Origin of the sequence: Syntrophothermus sp. (assembly GCF_013314835.1) — a bacterium.
In the GTDB taxonomy this organism is placed as follows: domain Bacteria; phylum Bacillota; class Syntrophomonadia; order Syntrophomonadales; family Syntrophothermaceae; genus Syntrophothermus; species Syntrophothermus lipocalidus.
The window spans coordinates 1-15,992 of the sequence record NZ_JABUEX010000004.1 but is presented as its reverse complement, the minus strand read 5'-3'; the positions used below and the strand labels follow the sequence as shown (position 1 = coordinate 15,992).

At 50.6% G+C, this 15,992-nt stretch carries 16 protein-coding genes; 8 read left to right on the top strand and 8 right to left on the bottom strand.

The annotated features are described in order from the left end of the window. Positions 1–21: 21 nt before the first annotated feature. The 3 genes from HPY90_RS02505 to proB all read left to right on the top strand — a co-directional run bounded on the left by HPY90_RS02505 (position 22) and on the right by proB (position 2,969). Positions 22–504: a Spo0B domain-containing protein gene (locus tag HPY90_RS02505; protein ID WP_287190766.1), complete on the top strand. Its 483-nt coding sequence runs from the start codon at positions 22–24 to the stop codon at positions 502–504. Next, a complete protein-coding gene (gene obgE / locus HPY90_RS02500) occupies positions 494–1,756 on the top strand; it encodes a GTPase ObgE (RefSeq protein ID WP_287190945.1) in 1,263 nt (420 codons plus the stop codon). Before HPY90_RS02505 ends, obgE begins: the two co-directional genes overlap by 11 nt. An 85-nt stretch (positions 1,757–1,841) precedes the next feature. Next, complete coding sequence (gene proB, locus HPY90_RS02495) at positions 1,842–2,969, top strand: glutamate 5-kinase (protein WP_287190763.1); 1,128 nt, start codon at positions 1,842–1,844, stop codon at positions 2,967–2,969. Between the two features lie 101 nt (positions 2,970–3,070). Here the strand turns inward: proB and HPY90_RS02490 are convergent, their stop codons facing one another. Together HPY90_RS02490 and HPY90_RS02485 are read right to left on the bottom strand one after the other, a co-directional pair. Then, positions 3,071–4,849: an aldehyde ferredoxin oxidoreductase N-terminal domain-containing protein gene (locus HPY90_RS02490; protein WP_287190761.1), complete on the bottom strand. Its 1,779-nt coding sequence runs from the start codon at positions 4,847–4,849 to the stop codon at positions 3,071–3,073. Next, positions 4,849–5,259: a 4Fe-4S dicluster domain-containing protein gene (locus HPY90_RS02485; RefSeq protein ID WP_287190758.1), complete on the bottom strand. Its 411-nt coding sequence runs from the start codon at positions 5,257–5,259 to the stop codon at positions 4,849–4,851. The genes HPY90_RS02490 and HPY90_RS02485 overlap by 1 nt, the downstream gene beginning before the upstream one ends. Positions 5,260–5,370: 111 nt before the next feature. Here HPY90_RS02485 and HPY90_RS02480 point away from each other — a divergent pair, with 111 nt between their 5' ends. Then, on the top strand, positions 5,371–6,195 hold the full coding sequence (locus HPY90_RS02480) for a YkgJ family cysteine cluster protein (protein WP_287190755.1): 825 nt from the start codon (positions 5,371–5,373) through the stop codon (positions 6,193–6,195). Between the two features lie 134 nt (positions 6,196–6,329). Here HPY90_RS02480 and HPY90_RS02475 read toward each other — a convergent pair whose 3' ends face one another. The 3 genes from HPY90_RS02475 to HPY90_RS02465 all read right to left on the bottom strand — a co-directional run bounded on the left by HPY90_RS02475 (position 6,330) and on the right by HPY90_RS02465 (position 9,138). Next, positions 6,330–7,187 carry an eIF2B alpha/beta/delta subunit family protein gene (locus tag HPY90_RS02475; protein ID WP_287190752.1) on the bottom strand — a complete coding sequence of 286 codons (858 nt, stop codon included), beginning with the start codon at positions 7,185–7,187 and terminating at the stop codon, positions 6,330–6,332. Further along, positions 7,184–7,588 (bottom strand): NUDIX domain-containing protein, encoded by a 405-nt coding sequence (locus tag HPY90_RS02470; RefSeq protein ID WP_287190750.1) that lies wholly within the window; start codon positions 7,586–7,588, stop codon positions 7,184–7,186. The genes HPY90_RS02475 and HPY90_RS02470 overlap by 4 nt, the downstream gene beginning before the upstream one ends. 173 nt (positions 7,589–7,761) lie before the next feature. Further along, the gene (locus tag HPY90_RS02465; protein ID WP_287190748.1) at positions 7,762–9,138 is read right to left on the bottom strand and encodes an ATP-binding protein; all 1,377 of its coding nucleotides are present in this window, start codon (positions 9,136–9,138) and stop codon (positions 7,762–7,764) included. A 178-nt stretch (positions 9,139–9,316) separates the two neighbouring features. On the opposite strand from HPY90_RS02465, the gene HPY90_RS02460 reads away from it, so the two are divergent. After that, complete coding sequence (locus HPY90_RS02460; RefSeq protein WP_287190745.1) at positions 9,317–9,814, top strand: TIGR00725 family protein; 498 nt, start codon at positions 9,317–9,319, stop codon at positions 9,812–9,814. Between the two features lie 39 nt (positions 9,815–9,853). Further along, complete coding sequence (locus HPY90_RS02455; RefSeq protein ID WP_287190743.1) at positions 9,854–10,186, top strand: thioredoxin family protein; 333 nt, start codon at positions 9,854–9,856, stop codon at positions 10,184–10,186. Between the two features lie 221 nt (positions 10,187–10,407). Here the strand turns inward: HPY90_RS02455 and HPY90_RS02450 are convergent, their stop codons facing one another. The 3 genes from HPY90_RS02450 to HPY90_RS02440 form a co-directional block, all read right to left on the bottom strand. Further along, positions 10,408–10,602 carry a hypothetical protein gene (locus HPY90_RS02450; RefSeq protein ID WP_287190740.1) on the bottom strand — a complete coding sequence of 65 codons (195 nt, stop codon included), beginning with the start codon at positions 10,600–10,602 and terminating at the stop codon, positions 10,408–10,410. Between the two features lie 96 nt (positions 10,603–10,698). Continuing rightward, entirely contained in the window at positions 10,699–11,445 is a 747-nt protein-coding gene (locus tag HPY90_RS02445) for a guanylate kinase (protein ID WP_287190738.1), read from the bottom strand. Between the two features lie 111 nt (positions 11,446–11,556). Then, complete coding sequence (locus tag HPY90_RS02440; protein WP_287190737.1) at positions 11,557–13,911, bottom strand: transglycosylase domain-containing protein; 2,355 nt, start codon at positions 13,909–13,911, stop codon at positions 11,557–11,559. A gap of 348 nt (positions 13,912–14,259) precedes the next feature. Here HPY90_RS02440 and tyrS point away from each other — a divergent pair, with 348 nt between their 5' ends. Continuing rightward, entirely contained in the window at positions 14,260–15,453 is a 1,194-nt protein-coding gene (gene tyrS / locus HPY90_RS02435; protein WP_287190944.1) for a tyrosine--tRNA ligase, read from the top strand. Between the two features lie 64 nt (positions 15,454–15,517). Beyond that, on the top strand, positions 15,518–15,992 hold a 475-nt coding region (gene yunB / locus HPY90_RS02430), incomplete at its 3' end, for a sporulation protein YunB (RefSeq protein WP_287190734.1).

The window sequence follows — 15,992 nt, the reverse complement described above, 5'->3', positions numbered from 1 at the left end:
AAGTTCCAGGGGTGTTTTTGCTTGAGAAAGAAGAAGCGGGGTGGCGGAATGAAGGCCGAAGAGGTCATATGGTTCCTGGATTGTCAGCGCCATGATTATCTCAATCACCTTCAGGTTATAAGCGGGCTGCTAGAACTAGGACAACCGGCAAGAGCCCGGGAGTATTTGAAAGAGGCTTTACGATTCATCGAAACTGAGCGGATGTTGTTAAAGGGGCATGAACCGGAGCTCGGTCTTTTTCTCTACCGGTTTTGGCAGAAGGTTCGAGCCTTTGAAGTGGACGTAAAATTTGTCCGAATAGAAGAAACTTTCGAAGACCAGCTTTCTGGAGAAAACTTGGTCTATGATTTGGATTCAATTGTAGAAGAAATTGGTAGGTCTTTTTCGGGAAGTCTGGTGGAGGTTTCGGTATTGGCGACTGATTGCTTGATATGCTTGCTCGCTAGCGATAGGGGGAAAAGGTTGGAGTTGACGTATGATAGGAGTGTTGCCGGTGTTCGTTGACCAGGCCAAGATCTATGTCAAAGCTGGTGACGGCGGAAACGGGGCAGTAGCTTTTCGCAGGGAGAAGTATGTGCCCATGGGCGGTCCAGCTGGCGGTGACGGTGGCCGAGGCGGAAACGTGGTCCTAGTAGCCGATGAGGGCCTGTCGACTTTAATGGATTTTAAGTACAAACGCCACTACAAAGCAGCTAGAGGGGAGCACGGTCAGGGCAAGAACATGCATGGCCGCGGCGGTGAAGACCTTTTAATCCGGGTGCCGTGTGGCACTGTAGTCAAAGATGCCGACAGTGGGGAGGTCATAGCCGATCTGACCGAACCCGGGCAATCGGCAATCGTGGCTCGGGGAGGGCGAGGGGGGCGGGGTAACGCCAGGTTCGCTTCCCCTACCCGCAGGGCTCCTTCGTTTGCCGAAAAGGGGGAACCGGGGGAAGAGAAGTGGCTGGTATTAGAGCTCAAGCTTTTGGCAGATGTTGGTCTAGTCGGGCTCCCGAATGCCGGAAAATCTACTCTGATTTCAAAACTTTCAGCGGCCCGGCCTAAGATCGCTGATTATCCGTTTACAACTCTGGTTCCAAAGCTTGGAGTGGTGCGGATGCCGGACGGAGATGGCTTTGTTATCGCCGATATTCCGGGACTTATCGAAGGAGCACACCAAGGAGCAGGATTGGGACATGAGTTCCTGCGGCACATTGAAAGGACAAGGGTTCTGGTCTTCGTTTTGGACGTGGCTGAAACCGAGGGGCGCGACGTTTGTGACGATTTCCGTGTCTTGTTACACGAGCTCCAGCAGTACAACCTGGGCCTGGCGTCTAGGCCCCGGATCTTAGCGGCCAACAAGATGGACATAGAAGCCGCGCCTGGCAAGCTGGAAAAGCTGCGGCAGAGTTTCCCAGAGGAGGAGATTTTCCCGATTTCGGCGGTTACGGGTGAGGGGATAGAACCGCTTTTGCAGCGCTTGTACCACCTGGTCAGGGTAACACCGCTCCGGGAACCCCAGGAAAAAGAGAGGGTCATACACCGTTTTTATGAGGAAAAGCCTTTCCATATCGAAGTGGTCGACGGGGTGTTTGTAGTCACCGGGGACAGGATCGAAAAGCTGGTAGCTATGACCGATCTCAACAATGAAGAGGCTTTGGAGCGTTTCCAGCGTGTCGTCGAGAGAATGGGACTGGAAGAAGCTTTACGGGATAAAGGAATCAAACCGGGAGACCTGGTAAGGATCAGAGACTTCGAGTTCGAATATGTGGAGTAAAGCTCTCTTTGCAAGTGTTTTCGTGCTCTAGCGGCGACTACTTAAGATATCATTATAGAAGTTTCTTCGGAAGGAGTGAAGCGTTGTGGAGCGAAGTGACCTGGCCAGGTGCGAGCGCATCGTGGTTAAGGTAGGGACCAGCACCTTGACCCATCCTACTCACCAGCTGAACCTAATGCGGATGGAAGTCCTGGTGAGGGAGATGGCGGACATACATAACCAGGGCAAAGAGCTGCTCTTGGTCAGCTCAGGAGCGATCGGGCTGGGGGTTGCAAGGCTAGGATTGAAAGAGCCCCCCCGTACCCTACCTATGAAACAGGCGATGGCGGCAGTAGGACAGGGTACATTAGTCCACATGTATGAAAAGCTGTTTTCGGAATACAGCAAAACCGTGGCCCAGGTCCTTTTGACTAAGGACGATTTCAATGAAAGACTGCGATACCTTAACAGCCGTAATACTCTACTCACCCTGCTGGGACTGGGGGTCATCCCGATCATAAACGAGAACGATACGGTGGTAGTGGACGAGATCAAGTTTGGGGACAACGACACCCTTTCGGCTTTGGTGGCAGGGGAGGTGGACGCTGATCTCCTAGTAATTCTTTCCGATATTGACGGGTTGTACGATGATGACCCTCGCCAAAACCCGAAGGCCAGGAGGTTACCTGAAGTGTACGAAATCACCGACGAGATGGAAAAAAAGTCCCACCGTCGCGGTACAAAACTCGCGAGCGGCGGGATGTACACCAAGCTCCTGGCAGCCAAGATCGTCATGGCAGCGGGGATACCCATGGTAGTGGCTCATGGAGCGGAAAAAAACGTGCTGCGCAGGATAATAGCAGGGGAACCTTTGGGGACTCTGTTCGTTCCCAAAGAGAGCCGGATGCAGGCGCGCAAGCGCTGGATCGCTTTCGGGAGTGCCTGTCAGGGAAAGGTTTATATCGATAACGGGGCAAAAGAAGCGGTCTTACACCGGGGAAAAAGCCTTTTGCCGAGTGGCATAACCGGCGTAGAGGGGATTTTCGAACGAGGCAACGTGATTTCCCTGGTAGACTTGGAAGGACACGAGTTTGCCCGGGGTATAACGAACTACTCAGCCGAAGAAATCAAGCTCATTGCCGGTAAGAAAACTTCGCAGATTGAGCGCATTCTCGGGCATAAAGATTACGACGAGGTTATCCACCGCAACAATCTGACCGTGTACGAGGCATAACTAAAAGACGGTGCGGGCTGCCGGTTATTGTTATTCCCCATATGTCACCAATAAAGCTGCCATGACACCATTGGTAGACCTGGTGGCTGTTTTGGAGCGGGTTACTGCCCGGGCTGTCTTTCGAGGTTGTGCTTGTTCTTTATTTTTTCGACCTTCTTCAGAAACAGGTCGAGCAGGCTCAGCATCTTTTCCTCACTCAACTGCCCGTGCAGGCTGGGAGTCTCGAAGAAGCGTCTGGGAAACCGCAATTCCCGGAAATCAAATCCCAGTTTCTCTTTGATGCGAAGCTTGGCCGCGTATATCCTTTCGCCCAGCTCGATCAGTTGTTCCTGGGATACATTGAGCCCAATAGCCCGGTAAGCCTTGGTGATGGTTTCGACATCGTATACTTTTCGGGCAAAGAGGCAGACTATCAAGCAGTTGGTCAGGCAACGGAGTTTTTCTTCTTCAAGGATGGAATCTACCAGCCATTCTCCTTCTTCATAGTCCTCGCTCTGGTCAAAAGAGTACCCGGCATTATCCAAATGAGAATGGCGCAGACCAACGGCCTGCCCAAACGCGGCTCCGTAACCCGTATGGTAACCGGTCATTTCGTGTTTTCCTAAGGTCATGGCAAACTCAAGCCCGCCGTACTGCCTGGCTGCGAATTCAGTTCCCTCGGCCATGGCCCGGTAGAGGTGGTTGGATATCTTGACCAGGTTATCCACCACCGTGAGGTAACCGTCCAGGCAGCCGAATTCGAGCCGGGTGCCGAGGAGGTCCTCATCTATCAGCCCTCGCTTGAAAGCTTCGGTGGCCCAGCCCAGAAGAACTCCGGTAGAAATGGCATCAAGCCCGTATCCCTCTATTTTCTCCAAGAGAGCAAGGAAATCGCTTCTCGTGGTCATGCCGAGAAAAGTACCCAGGGCAAATATCGGTTCATGGTCGTAACTCATCACCGTCGATTCCCACTCTTGGGGCTCTCCGAAGCGGTGTCGGTGTAAGGCCAAGTGTATGCACCCGACCGGACAACCTATACAAGCCACCTGCCTTACCAGGTTGTGTTGAGCAAAAGCTTCTCCCGACAATTCCTCCGCATAGTCGAAAGTGCTGCTCTGCAGGTTGCGGGTGGGCAGGGCATTCATGGCGTTGAGACGCAGTATATTTACCGGAGTGCCTAAGTCGTGGTATTTTTCCATGAGGTCGGTTTCAGTTACTTTCTCGTAGATTTCCTGGTACACTTCTTTGTAGTTCTTGAAAACCTCCTTGGGAATCGGATAGTGGCGGTCGCCATGAATCACTATGGCTTTGAGATTCTTGCTGCCAAAAACGGCGCCTCCTCCCAGCCTCCCGAAATGTCTGTAAGTATCGACATTGACTCCGGCAAACTTGACCAGCTTTTCCCCTGCCTGACCAATCCTCAGCGTACTCCGAAAACCGCGCCCCGGCTCCAGTTCACGGAGGTACCTCCCTGCTTCTTCAACCCCGGTGCCCCAGAGCGGGTCGGCTTTGCGGATGTGAACGACTTGTGGCCCTATGACCAGGTATACCGGCCGCTCGGCTTTCCCACTGATGACCACAGCGTCATAGCCGGCATACCGCAAGGCCAGGGCTGCTCTCCCTCCGGCGTAGCTTTCACCAAGATTGCCGGTTAAAGGAGACCTGAACATATAGACCATCTTGGTAACTACAGGATAGATGGTGGACAAGAGCCCGATGGACAGTATGATGGGTTGTTCCGGTGCCAGCGGGTCCAGGTCGCACCTCAGGTTTTCTTCTAGGAGTTTAGTTGCAAGACCTAATCCTCCCAGATATTCGTACAGGTCCTCTCTGTCCTCAATGTCGATCTTTCCACTACTCAAGTCGATGTTTAAGACCCGCATATATCTTCCATCCAGCATCAGTCTTCCACCTCTTCCAGCCTGATTACGTCGTGGGGGCAGAACTTGGCACATGTCCCGCAGTGAATGCACATAATCGGTTTGTTGGTTTCGGGATGCATCCGGATGTACTCTACTGGGCAAGCTTTTATGCAGTCCCCACAACCATTACATTTCTTTTCGATTAATCTTACACCGCCACCTTTGCGGGGGACGAGCGCACTGTATGAACAAGCTTCCGCACAAGGCGGTACCCTGCAACCCCTGCAGATATCGGCGGCTAATTTGCTTTGATAACCGCCGCGGGTTCGGATCTGGATGGCTGCTACGGAAGGGCTGAAGCTTTTCATTACTTCACGAGCACAGGCCAACATACACGAGTAGCAGGCAATGCATTTGCCCATCATGGGGGCTGTCAAAAGCTTGGCCAAAAAGCATCCCTCCGAGAAGGAAGATCAAGTTTAAAATGGAATCGACTACAACTATATTTTACCGCAACGGTTGATAGAAATTCATAGTATCATGGTACATGGGGATGCGTGGTGAAGAAGAAACAAAGACAGAGTGGGAGAAGTCATGTTATAAGACGAGTAATAGATGATTATCTGCGTGCCTGCCCGGTCATGAAGCTGAGTGACGGGGATGCTTGCCCTTGTAGTAGCATCCGGCGGTACGACGACTGCTGTGGCCCCAAAGGGGTTGAATACCGCCTGTTGTGGGAAAGTGAAAGCGGGGAGCCTGCACTAATCGATTCCCGTATTTTCCGCGAAAGAGCTACAAAATTATTGATGTATTTGGATCGGCCGTGGGCGCGAGGTATAAGCTCTCCAAGACAGGGACTGCGTTATCTCGAGGGTCTCTATAGAAGATACGATTCTTTTGTTGCGTTGTTCGAAAGCTTCGTATCGTGCCGGCGGGGTTGTACTGCCTGTTGCTACTACCTTGTGGGGACCAGTTTTATAGAGGCGGAGCTAATCAAGAGATATGCGGTTCGACATCTGAGCCAAGAGCAACTGGACGCGATTCGGGTCAGGGTTCGGGAGCAGTTGCCGCATTACATCAGAGAAAACCAAAGGCCGCGAGATCGCCAAAAGGATGAAGAATTGCTGGCGGCGTACTTTCAGAAGAGACTGCCCTGCCCGTTCCTGTCTACCGAGAATGACTGTATGGTCTACCCGGTAAGACCGTTTACCTGCCGTTCCCATTCCGCTGTATCGGATCCACATGCCTGCGAGACGGGTAAGGGGCTTGAACTTTTGGATGTGATGGGTTTGACTACTTCAATCGCAACTGCTTTGGTGGAACTTTGTGCGACTTATTTTGGAGACGAAAGGTGGGAACACCTGGGTTTGTGGTTAGCGTTCTAACAGAAGATTTATACCGGGTGCAGTAATCTGTAACAGCCGTAAGGGCGTCGTTGACAAGGTGAAACAAGCGGCGCCATGCTATCATGCTATATAGATTCGTTCACCGAGCACAAAACAGGCCAGAACAGTTACCATTAACAGGAAAGGTCATGCAGGTAGATGGATAGCCCGGAAGGGGCAACAATACCGTTTTCAGTTACTATGCCAAGGATGAAGTCGGAGGGAATCAGGTCTAGGCCCGGGTCATAGACAGGCGGCTGGCTTGAAGGGTGCAACTTGGTCCAATCACCGATGCAGTAGACGGGGACTGGAAACGGGGCACGGGCGGCAGCTCTGGCCACCGACAGGCTGGGATAACCGTTGACCACTGAGCCATCGAGGAGGATGACATCAGAACCTATCAACACCATATCGATACCTGTCAGCATGTCATCTATTTCGCGGTCGGGCATGACCTCAACGGCTGTTCCCGACTGCTCAAGTCGGGCAGCGACCAGCTCGCCGTATTTATAGTTGCCACAAGAGGATTCCAGACAGAAAACCTTGAAGACTTTGCCCTGCTCTTTGGCTCTCTTAAAGGTTTCGATTACCGTAGAACTGAAACTGCATGTCATAACCGCGGCTCCGTTTCCGATGAGTTCAGCCGCATGTGCGATCGAGCGAAAACGGGCTGAAACGACGGCATCGGTAACCCGTTCTACTGCTGTCAAAACCCCGGAGCGTGCTTCTTCGATGTCGCAACAATGGGCCAAGGTTTTTTTCATATGTTTCTCAAAACAGCGGACACAGTTGGCTATGGCTACCATGGCTGGTTTGACTGATTGCAAGCGATGAGCATAAAAACTTATTTCTTCGCCGAATTCACCCGCCGTTCTAGCCTTACTGCCGAGAGCAGCCAAGCTCAGTACCTGCAAGGCTTTTAGGGCTAACTCGCTGGCTCCGTGTACCCGGTCGACCCGTATATCTTCGATCTCGCGTAAAACCCGGTTCATCTCACCGACTTCCAGGCAGCATCTAGCTGGGGCACGGTCTCGAACTTGACGATGTCTTCCGGCGCTATCCATTGGCATTCGGTGTGTTCCCAGTTTGTTTTCAATGCGAGTTCACCAGAAACGCGAAAACGAAAGGGATGTACTATCCAGGTCCTATCCAGTTCGCGATCAACAACCTCGATAGGTTCACCCTCTTTTACTAATACCAGGTTCTCCGGATCCAGTCCGAGTTCTTCCTCGATTTCCAGTTTGGCCTGTGCTAGCGGGGTGTTTCCCGGTTCAATGTAACCGCTGATGCCTGCCCACCTTTGCTGGTATGAACCAACAGCCTGGCTCCGCCGCAAGAGCAGGATTTTTCCTTCAAACTCGATAAAGCATGTAACCACGTCAACTCTAGTCATTTCACTTACTCCTTTAAGAGTTATCCGACTTCGGAGCCATCCTCCCCTTCTTCTAAGCCTGATTGATAAAACGATTGGACTGCGTCAAAGCTGGAGAGGACCTTTGCATTATCTTTCTTTTTTGCTCTAGTTGTTTCATTTCGGGACCTGCTACTTCATTTTCGCCGGGTTCATCAGATATGGGACGTTTCAATTCTTGTTTGTGCCCTGACGCCAATATTTTTCTCTTGTCTTTCATCAGTTTGGGGGTCGTCTAAATGCCTTTGCCCCAAAAGATAAGTAACAAACTGATGGGCGGTTCTTCCAGATCTCCCGTGATACCTCATTTCCCATTGGATGGCTCTGCGCCTCAGTTCTTCTGAGGGCAGGCTTAAGCCGTTCCTTCTGGCTAAATGCTCGACTATGCGCAGATACTGTTCCTGACTGGGAGCCTGGTAACGGATAGTTATGCCGAAGCGATCGGCCAAAGAAAGCTTTTCTTGATGGGATTCGGAAACATGGATTTCTTCATCTATCGATTGGCGGTCTCGCCAGGTTTCTTTGACCAGATGCCGGCGGTTAGAGGTTACATACAGGAGAAGATTGCCGGGAGTGTCTTCCAGGCTCCCTTCAATCGCGGCCTTTACGTGTTTGTATTCTACCTCGAACTCTTCAAACGAAAGGTCATCAATGAAAACGATGAAACGAAAACCGCGATTTCTAGCGATATCGGTGATATCAGCGAGGTAGCCAACATGGTCCTTGCCCAACTCGATCATGCGTAGACCGTCAGGTGCATAACGGGTAAGTAAAGCCTTAACCGAGGAAGACTTGCCAGTCCCTTTTTCCCCATAGAGCAAGACATTATTAGCCTTATTACCTCGAAGAAAGATCTCGGTGTTCATCAACAACAGTTTCTTTTGCTCTTCGATTCCCACCAGCTCATCGAGTTCAATCGGGTCTGGATTCCTTATGCCTCGAAGGCCTTGGTCCCAACGAAATCCCGGGTATTTACCCATCTGCCCGCAGCCTACAGTACGGTAAAACCCGGCTAGGGCTTCAAGGATTATCAGTGGGTCCGATTCACCCGAAAAAAGCTGGTGAAGGATGGTCATTTTGGATACCCGGTGCTTGTGGAAAGGATAAGAATCAAGTCGTGGTTGCCAGCAGTGATTCCACCAGGACGATTCGAAGCCGACCTCGCGGGCTAGTCCGCTCCAATCGAGGTTGTATAAGCCCTTTAATATACCGATATCGTGCCGAGCCAGGTCCCAAAGCGGTGAGCCCGCTTCCAGCGCTTTGTTCTCGCAGCCAAGACTGAAAACGTTTTCGTCTTGGACAATGAGGTTCAGAATGTAGTTGCTCCACGGGTCAACTGCGAGCGCGAATTCGCTGGCTTTTTGGATGACCAACTGCACGATCGAATAGTATAAGCTTTCCAATTCGCTTCGAGATTGGTTCTCAAGGCCTTGCAGTGAGCTGATTAAATGTAAGGTTTTGTCAACAACCGTATCCTGGAGGAGGTTGCGGTAAACAACAAGCCTTTGCAAGGTAGGGTACGAATTGGTCACGGAATTCACTCCTTTGTTTAATCAGTCGGGTCCGAGCAACCTCCGTTCATCAAAATTATAAAAGCTAATAAGTAGCTATTGTCAAGGATCTCGGTTTGAACTGTATACAGAAAGGCATGTATCTGGTAATATTTAGCCAAGGTTAGACTTATCATGTAGGCAGGGAGCATTTAGCGATATGGCCGATTATGTCGGGGTTGTTGGGGCTGCTTTTTGTGACAGGGAGACGGCTGATTTGGCTTACAGGGTTGGCAAAGCTTTGGCTCGTGAAGGTTTGATCGTTGTCTGCGGAGGCATGGGGGGAGTGATGGAAGCCGTAGCCCGGGGGGTGAGTGAAGAAAAAGGAGTCGTCATCGGAATTCTTCCAGGTCGAGACCGGCAAGAGGGCAACCGGTATCTGACTTACTCGATACCCACAGGGTTGGGAGATGCGAGAAATGCGGTTATAGTTTGTGCTTCTGATGCGCTAATCGCTATAGCGGGAGGTTTCGGAACTTTGTCCGAGATCTCGCTTGCCCGGAAAGCGGGTAAACCGGTGATCGGGCTGAAAAGTTGGAAAGCTACAAACGGGATGGGCGAGGATCTCGGCGTTGTGAATGCTGCTACGCCGGAGGAGGCTGTGACCAGAATCTTAGATTTGCTTGAAGGTAAGCGCAGGAGAGACAATACGGCGTAGGCAATTGATTTGTTCATATGAGGCGAGGGAGGGGCCTGTATGTCAGCCATTATAGACGTGGGGACCAATGACTTTGTGGAAGAGGTGTTGACTTCGCAATTGCCGGTCCTGGTTGTTTTTCGCGCTCCTTGGTGCGGCTTTTGCCAGCTAATGAACCGGGTTTTGGAAGCCATAGCCCGGGATTACGACGGGCGTCTCAAGGTGGTAAAGGTAAATGCTGACGAAAACAGAAATTTGGCAGCATGGTACGAGGTATACGCAGTGCCTGAAACCATCCTTTTCGTGGACGGGCACGAACAGCAGCGGATAACTGGATACAGGGAGAGAGAAGAACTGGCACGGATGATCAACCGGGTCATATTTCAGGCGTGAAGCAGGTAGAGGCGACTCGCCATACGTCGCTTGGCCCGGCTAACACTTCCGGAAACGCTCTACACACGGCCGTGTTTTTATTCTCTAGTGGTGACACCGAATGGTGTAATTAAGGTCTGCGTTCATCAGAGTCTTGTTTTCAGACCAGAGTTAAGCCCCGGGACAAACTGCCCCGGGGCTTAACTCTACCCTCGCTTATAACTTAGTCCGTTCGCGCAGGCCTAGTCTTTTGTTTTCACTGTCGCTAGAATGCTTCTACAACATTCGGCGTTCTTGATGACGAAGCACTCCGGGCGTTCGACTATCTGGTACTGGCCGTTGGCTTCTACTTCTATATCGGCCAATGTAAGTCCATCCTTTTTGGGTATGAAAACGCTTCGCCCGATAGGTATGGCCGCTTCCTTTAAGACTGCCATGCTTTCACCTCCGATCGTAAGTATATTCTGATCCTGTATGATAGTTTCTACGTTGGCGCATGTGATTCCTGCTGTTAATTATGACTTTTTGATTTCTCACAACAAATCCGGCTCCCATTTTTCTGCCCCTAAGGGGTGCTCCCCTTTCAGTATAGAGGCAAAAGCCAGCAAAGCCCGGCGAGCATCTCCAATGGGGTAGTAGAACTGGTCCCAGTGTTCGCAGTCTTCCCCGTCGTGGTTGGGAATGACATAGTCGAACTGCCAGGCTAACCGCATTTCTGAGTAAGCGCTTTCGGCTCGGGCTTCGATATTAGCAAGGTCCTTCAATGAAAGCAACCCTTTTTGTTTCTTTGTGCGGCGCAGCAGCTTGCGGCGCATGACATCGGTTACGAACTCGCGCAAGTCGATTCCTTGCTCGCGGAGATAAATAATTTCTTCTCGGGACAGGGGAGAAAGAAATACGCTTATCCTGGGTATGCTTGCAAAACGCGGAGATTTCCAAAGCTCAGTCGGAACAAAAGGATTGCCTTCGAAAAAGATGTTAACTCCTTCCTTCATTACGGAGAGCAAGCTTTCGATATCCAAAGCCTGCAAGTCTCCGCGCACGTTCAAGACCAAGAAGCGATCGTCGCTTTTTAAGGCTTCTATGTATTCACGAGTGCGGAAAAAGTAATCGATTCCTTCTTGTTCTCCCGGACGCGGGGAGCGGCTGTTGTAAAGGGTTAGCTTTCGCAATTTTCCCTTCAGCTCCGGATAAAACTTCTTCAGAGCATTGTGAAGAGGGCCTTTACCCACACAAGATGGCCCCGCCAGGACCACGAATAATCCTGATTGTTCTGGCACAATATCACCTCCTTTCATTAGATGACCAAAAATTAAACCATCTTTTAATCTGCATAAATCAGCGTCTAAGTTAATTCTTGATTTACACTCTTCATTCTACTCTTCATTCTGCTATCGCGGGTGTACCTGATGGTCAGGCAAGGGACACGGCGGAGGATCGACGCCCTTTGGCAGTGCTTCTTCGCCCACCACCGAAGAGGGGCAGCCTCCGGTTTCATTGGGCCCGGGGATGTTGGCTCTGTACAATTTGTTACCATGGCGAGGGTCTTTGCATATGGGTACCATTTCCGAAGATGTGGGGGCAGCCGAGTGAATATCACAGTACTCGGTCGGTGGTTTGTCTGGGTCTCGGCTGTCTGGAGGAACGTTGACGAAAGCTTTCGGTACCGGGAACGGACAATACTCGGTAGCCAGTTTCCCAGAGTCAGGACATATGTTGTACAAAACATGCCGGTCGCAGACTTTATCGGGGATGCTGTCTTCAGTCGCGTAGTCAGAAATGATACATTTGTCCGGGCAAATCTGAGAAGGGAGTAACCCGGACTTGTTGCAGACCTGAACCGAGACTATGCCTTTCGGTGTCACGAAAGCCTGGCGGGGTTCCCCTTCTAGAGCTTTTGTCATCACCGATTTCCAGATGCGGGCTGGGTACGTGCCACCGGCCACATTATACATCCTTTCCAACTGGTCGTAACCCATCCATACCCCGCAGGTGTAATTAGGGGTGTAGCCCACGAACCAAGCATTCTGAAGATCCTGGCTGGTACCGGTTTTGCCTGCGCAGGGGACCCCGGGTATTTGGGCTCGAGTACCGGTGCCTGCTTGGACAACGGTCTCGAGCATACTGGTCATGAGCCAGGCTGTGGTGGGTTTCATTACGCGGCGGTATAGGGGACGGTGGGTGTATATCACGTGTCCTTCAGCGGTTGTTATCTTAATAATGGTATGGGGTTTGACATACACCCCGTTATTGGCAAAGCACCCGTAGGCCGCGGTAAGCTCGAGCGGACTCACCCCTTTGGTGAGACCGCCCAAAGCCGTCGAGAGGCCCATATCATTTTTCTGGCCCGCTCTAACCAAACTGGTTATCCCCAATTTTTCGGCGAAATCTATACCGTTCTTGATTCCGACAAGCTCGGCCAGCTTAACCGCGTAAACGTTTACCGACCATTGGACAGCAGTACGCATAGTAATGAGTCCCCGGTACTTGCCGTCATAGTTCTGCGGAGACCAGGGGCCGCTGGGGGTAGGGAAGGTTACGGGAGAATCGTCTAGAACATAGAAGGGCATATACCCCTGTTCAAGAGCAGGACCATAAACAACCACCGGCTTAAAGGCTGAACCAGGGTGGCGAAGAGAATCGATTGCCCGGTTAAAACCCCGCCTTTGTTCGTATTTACGCCCGCCAATAATAGCCTTTACTTCTCCAGTATGGTGGTCGAGAAGAACCATGGCTGACTGGACTTCTTGGCCCTTTTTGCTTTTGCCAGGGGGAAAGAAACTGGAGTCAGCGTAGATGTCTTCAGCTTGTTTTTGCACTTCTGAATCCATGGTGGTGTATATGCGAAGCCCTTCATTATATATGGCATACTGTGGGTTATCGTAATAACCGCGCAGGATCTGGTCAGCTTCTTCTATAACCGAGTCTACAAAGTAGCCGTAACGCGACTCAGATGACAGGCTCTTCTTGAAAGATAAGGGCTGCTCATACGCTTTGTCGGCTTCTTCTTGGGTAATATAACCGCAGTGAACCATGTTATTAAGAACAACCTGCTGCCTCTTTTTGGCTAAGTCGTAGTTGGTAAAGGGCGAAAGTCGTCCCGGACTCTGAATGATGCCAGCCAGCATGGCCGATTCGCTAAGGTTTAAATCTTGCACGTTTTTCCCGAAATAGGTTTGGGCCGCAGCTTGAACCCCGTAAGCGCCACTGCCGAAATACACCTTATTCAAATAGAATTCCAAGATCTCATCTTTTGAGTACTTCGATTCGAGCTGAAAAGCCAGCAGTATTTCTTTTATTTTCCGTTCATAAGTCTTTTCCGGGTATAGGAAGGATACACGGGCTAGCTGTTGGGTTATGGTGCTGGCTCCCTGGGCCTTGCTATGGCGAACGAGATTGACCATCATGGCCCCCGCGATACGCTTGAGGTTAACCCCGTGGTGCTTGTAGAAATCTTGGTCTTCGGTTGCTATCACGGCGTTGATGAGATGAGGAGGTATGTCTTTTAGGGCTACATTGATTCGATTTTCCGCAGCATGCAATCTGGTGACTTGACGGCCTTGGTCGTCGAAAATGATGGAAGTCTCAGAACCCATGAGCTTGTTCGGGTCCCAGGTTGGAAGGCTGCGGATGGCTCCTAGCACAACTCCTACTGATGACCCCATCAGGACTAGGAAACACACTATGAGTATAGCTCCCCATGGGGGTCGTCTTCTCTTTCGGCGAATTTTATCGTTAGTCTGCAAGTACAACGCCTCCCAATCGACTGTGTTTCGGTGACCCATCTACCAATGCCACCGGGCATACGACCTCGTGAAGGCCCGGGGGGTCCACGCCGCAAACTGTTGTTCGTTCAACAAGATTCCAACCATCTCCGCGTATAAGAATAATTATTATAGTTAACTGGCTGAAATCCTTCTTCATGTCTACACGTGCTTCGGGGATTCATTTCTTTTTGAAGTAAAGCGAGGGGCCAGAATGGAGATGTCGAGGTTTATTGCTTCAACGCAAAACGTTGTGTTATCATGGGTGAGAGTCGCGAAATCCCAGTGGTTTGAGGAGGAATCGCTTTGGATGACGTCAGCCAGAAGGCCATGGAACAGCTGAGACTCTTGAAAAGGGGTACAGCTGAGATACTACCCGAAGATGAATTTCTAAAGAAGTTGGAAAATTCTATAAGAAACCAGAAACCGCTGAGGGCAAAACTGGGGTTGGACCCAACTGCACCTGACATTCACCTCGGGCACAGTGTGGTTTTGAACAAACTGCGGCAGTTCCAGGATCTGGGCCATGAGGTGCACTTGATTATCGGTGATTTTACAGGAAGAATAGGGGACCCGAGCGGTAAATCTGAAACCCGCAAGCAACTGAGCGAGGAAGAGGTAATACAAAACGCGCGTACCTATGAGATGCAGATATTTAAGATACTAGACAAGAGTAAGACTTACATTTATTTCAACAGCGAATGGTTGTCCCGGATGACGTTTGCGGATGTGATCAATCTGGCCGGCAAGTACACGGTAGCTAGAATGATGGAACGAGAGGATTTTTCCAGGCGATTCAAGGAAGGGATACCGATCAGTGTGCACGAATTTTTGTACCCTTTAATGCAAGGGTATGATTCGGTCGTTTTGCGGGCAGATGTGGAGCTAGGCGGTACTGACCAGAAATTTAATCTATTGGTTGGGCGCGACTTACAGAAGGAGTATGGGCAAGAACCGCAGATAGCCCTGATGATGCCGATATTAGAGGGAACCGACGGAGTCCAGAAAATGAGCAAGAGCCTGGGAAATTATATAGGAATAAATGAAGATGCCAATGAGATGTACGGCAAAACCATGTCGATACCAGACTCTCTGATTACTAGGTATTTCGAGTTAGTTACCAGGGTTCCTATGGAGGAGATAACGGAGATCGAAACCGCGATAAAATCAGGGCGTATGAACCCGAGGGATGCTAAGATGCGGCTGGCTCGGGAAATCGTGGGGATGTACCACGGTCAGGAAGAGGCCTACAGAGCAGAGGAAAGGTTTAAGTTGGTTTTTCAGCAAAGAGAAATACCCGATGATATTGAAGAGTTTACTATCAGCACAAATCCCATCTGGGTAGGCAAGCTCCTGGTTGAAGCCGGTTTGTGCCCTTCTACGAGTGAAGCCAAGCGTATGGTTAAACAAGGAGCGGTGAAGGTCGACGGCAAGCGGATTGAGGATGAGGATGCAAATCTTGCCCTTGAGGATGGGCAGGTTATTCAGGTTGGGAAGAGAAGGTTTGTCCGGATTCGGGTTTAGTGAGAAGTATTCACCTTCCGTTCACACTTTTCATATATTGAGGGTGCGGGAGGTGAATTTTTTTGTGTATGGCAGGAGGCGGCCGGTATGGGTTATCCCGGTAGTAATAGGGGTACTGATTTTGGTGATAATCATAGTAGATAGAAACATAGGACCTACATTATCCGAGATAGCCAGGACCAAAGCCCAATTGATGGGGGTTGAGTGTATAAACAAAGCGGTCAACGAACGGGTTGTACGAGACATCGAATACCGAGATCTGGTCTTAGTGCGTACGGATGATCGGGGAAGAGTGGTGTTAATTCAGCCGAATACGATAAAAATAAGTCAACTGATGGCGAAAAGCAGCCTGGAAATCGCCGAAGCGTTGGACCAGTTGAGCGAGACATCGCTTGGCATACCACTCGGGCAGATGTTTGGTTCTACTTTTCTGGCCGGTTACGGCCCAAAAGTTCGGGTCAAAGTGATTCCGGCAGGCACCGTGAATGTGGACATCATTAGCAAGTTTCAGAGTGCTGGAATTAACCAATCTAGACATT

Excerpts from the sequence above, each read along its gene's own strand:
- HPY90_RS02490 (WP_287190761.1), bottom strand. The coding sequence starts at position 4,849 with ATGCTGGATGGAAGATATATGCGGGTCTTAAACATCGACTTGAGTAGT.
- HPY90_RS02475 (WP_287190752.1), bottom strand. The coding sequence starts at position 7,187 with ATGAACCGGGTTTTACGCGAGATCGAAGATATACGGGTCGACCGGGTA.
- HPY90_RS02470 (WP_287190750.1), bottom strand. The coding sequence starts at position 7,588 with ATGACTAGAGTTGACGTGGTTACATGCTTTATCGAGTTTGAAGGAAAA.
- HPY90_RS02460 (WP_287190745.1), top strand. The coding sequence starts at position 9,317 with ATGGCCGATTATGTCGGGGTTGTTGGGGCTGCTTTTTGTGACAGGGAG.
- HPY90_RS02455 (WP_287190743.1), top strand. The coding sequence starts at position 9,854 with ATGTCAGCCATTATAGACGTGGGGACCAATGACTTTGTGGAAGAGGTG.
- HPY90_RS02450 (WP_287190740.1), bottom strand. The coding sequence starts at position 10,602 with ATGGCAGTCTTAAAGGAAGCGGCCATACCTATCGGGCGAAGCGTTTTC.
- tyrS (WP_287190944.1), top strand. The coding sequence starts at position 14,260 with ATGGAACAGCTGAGACTCTTGAAAAGGGGTACAGCTGAGATACTACCC.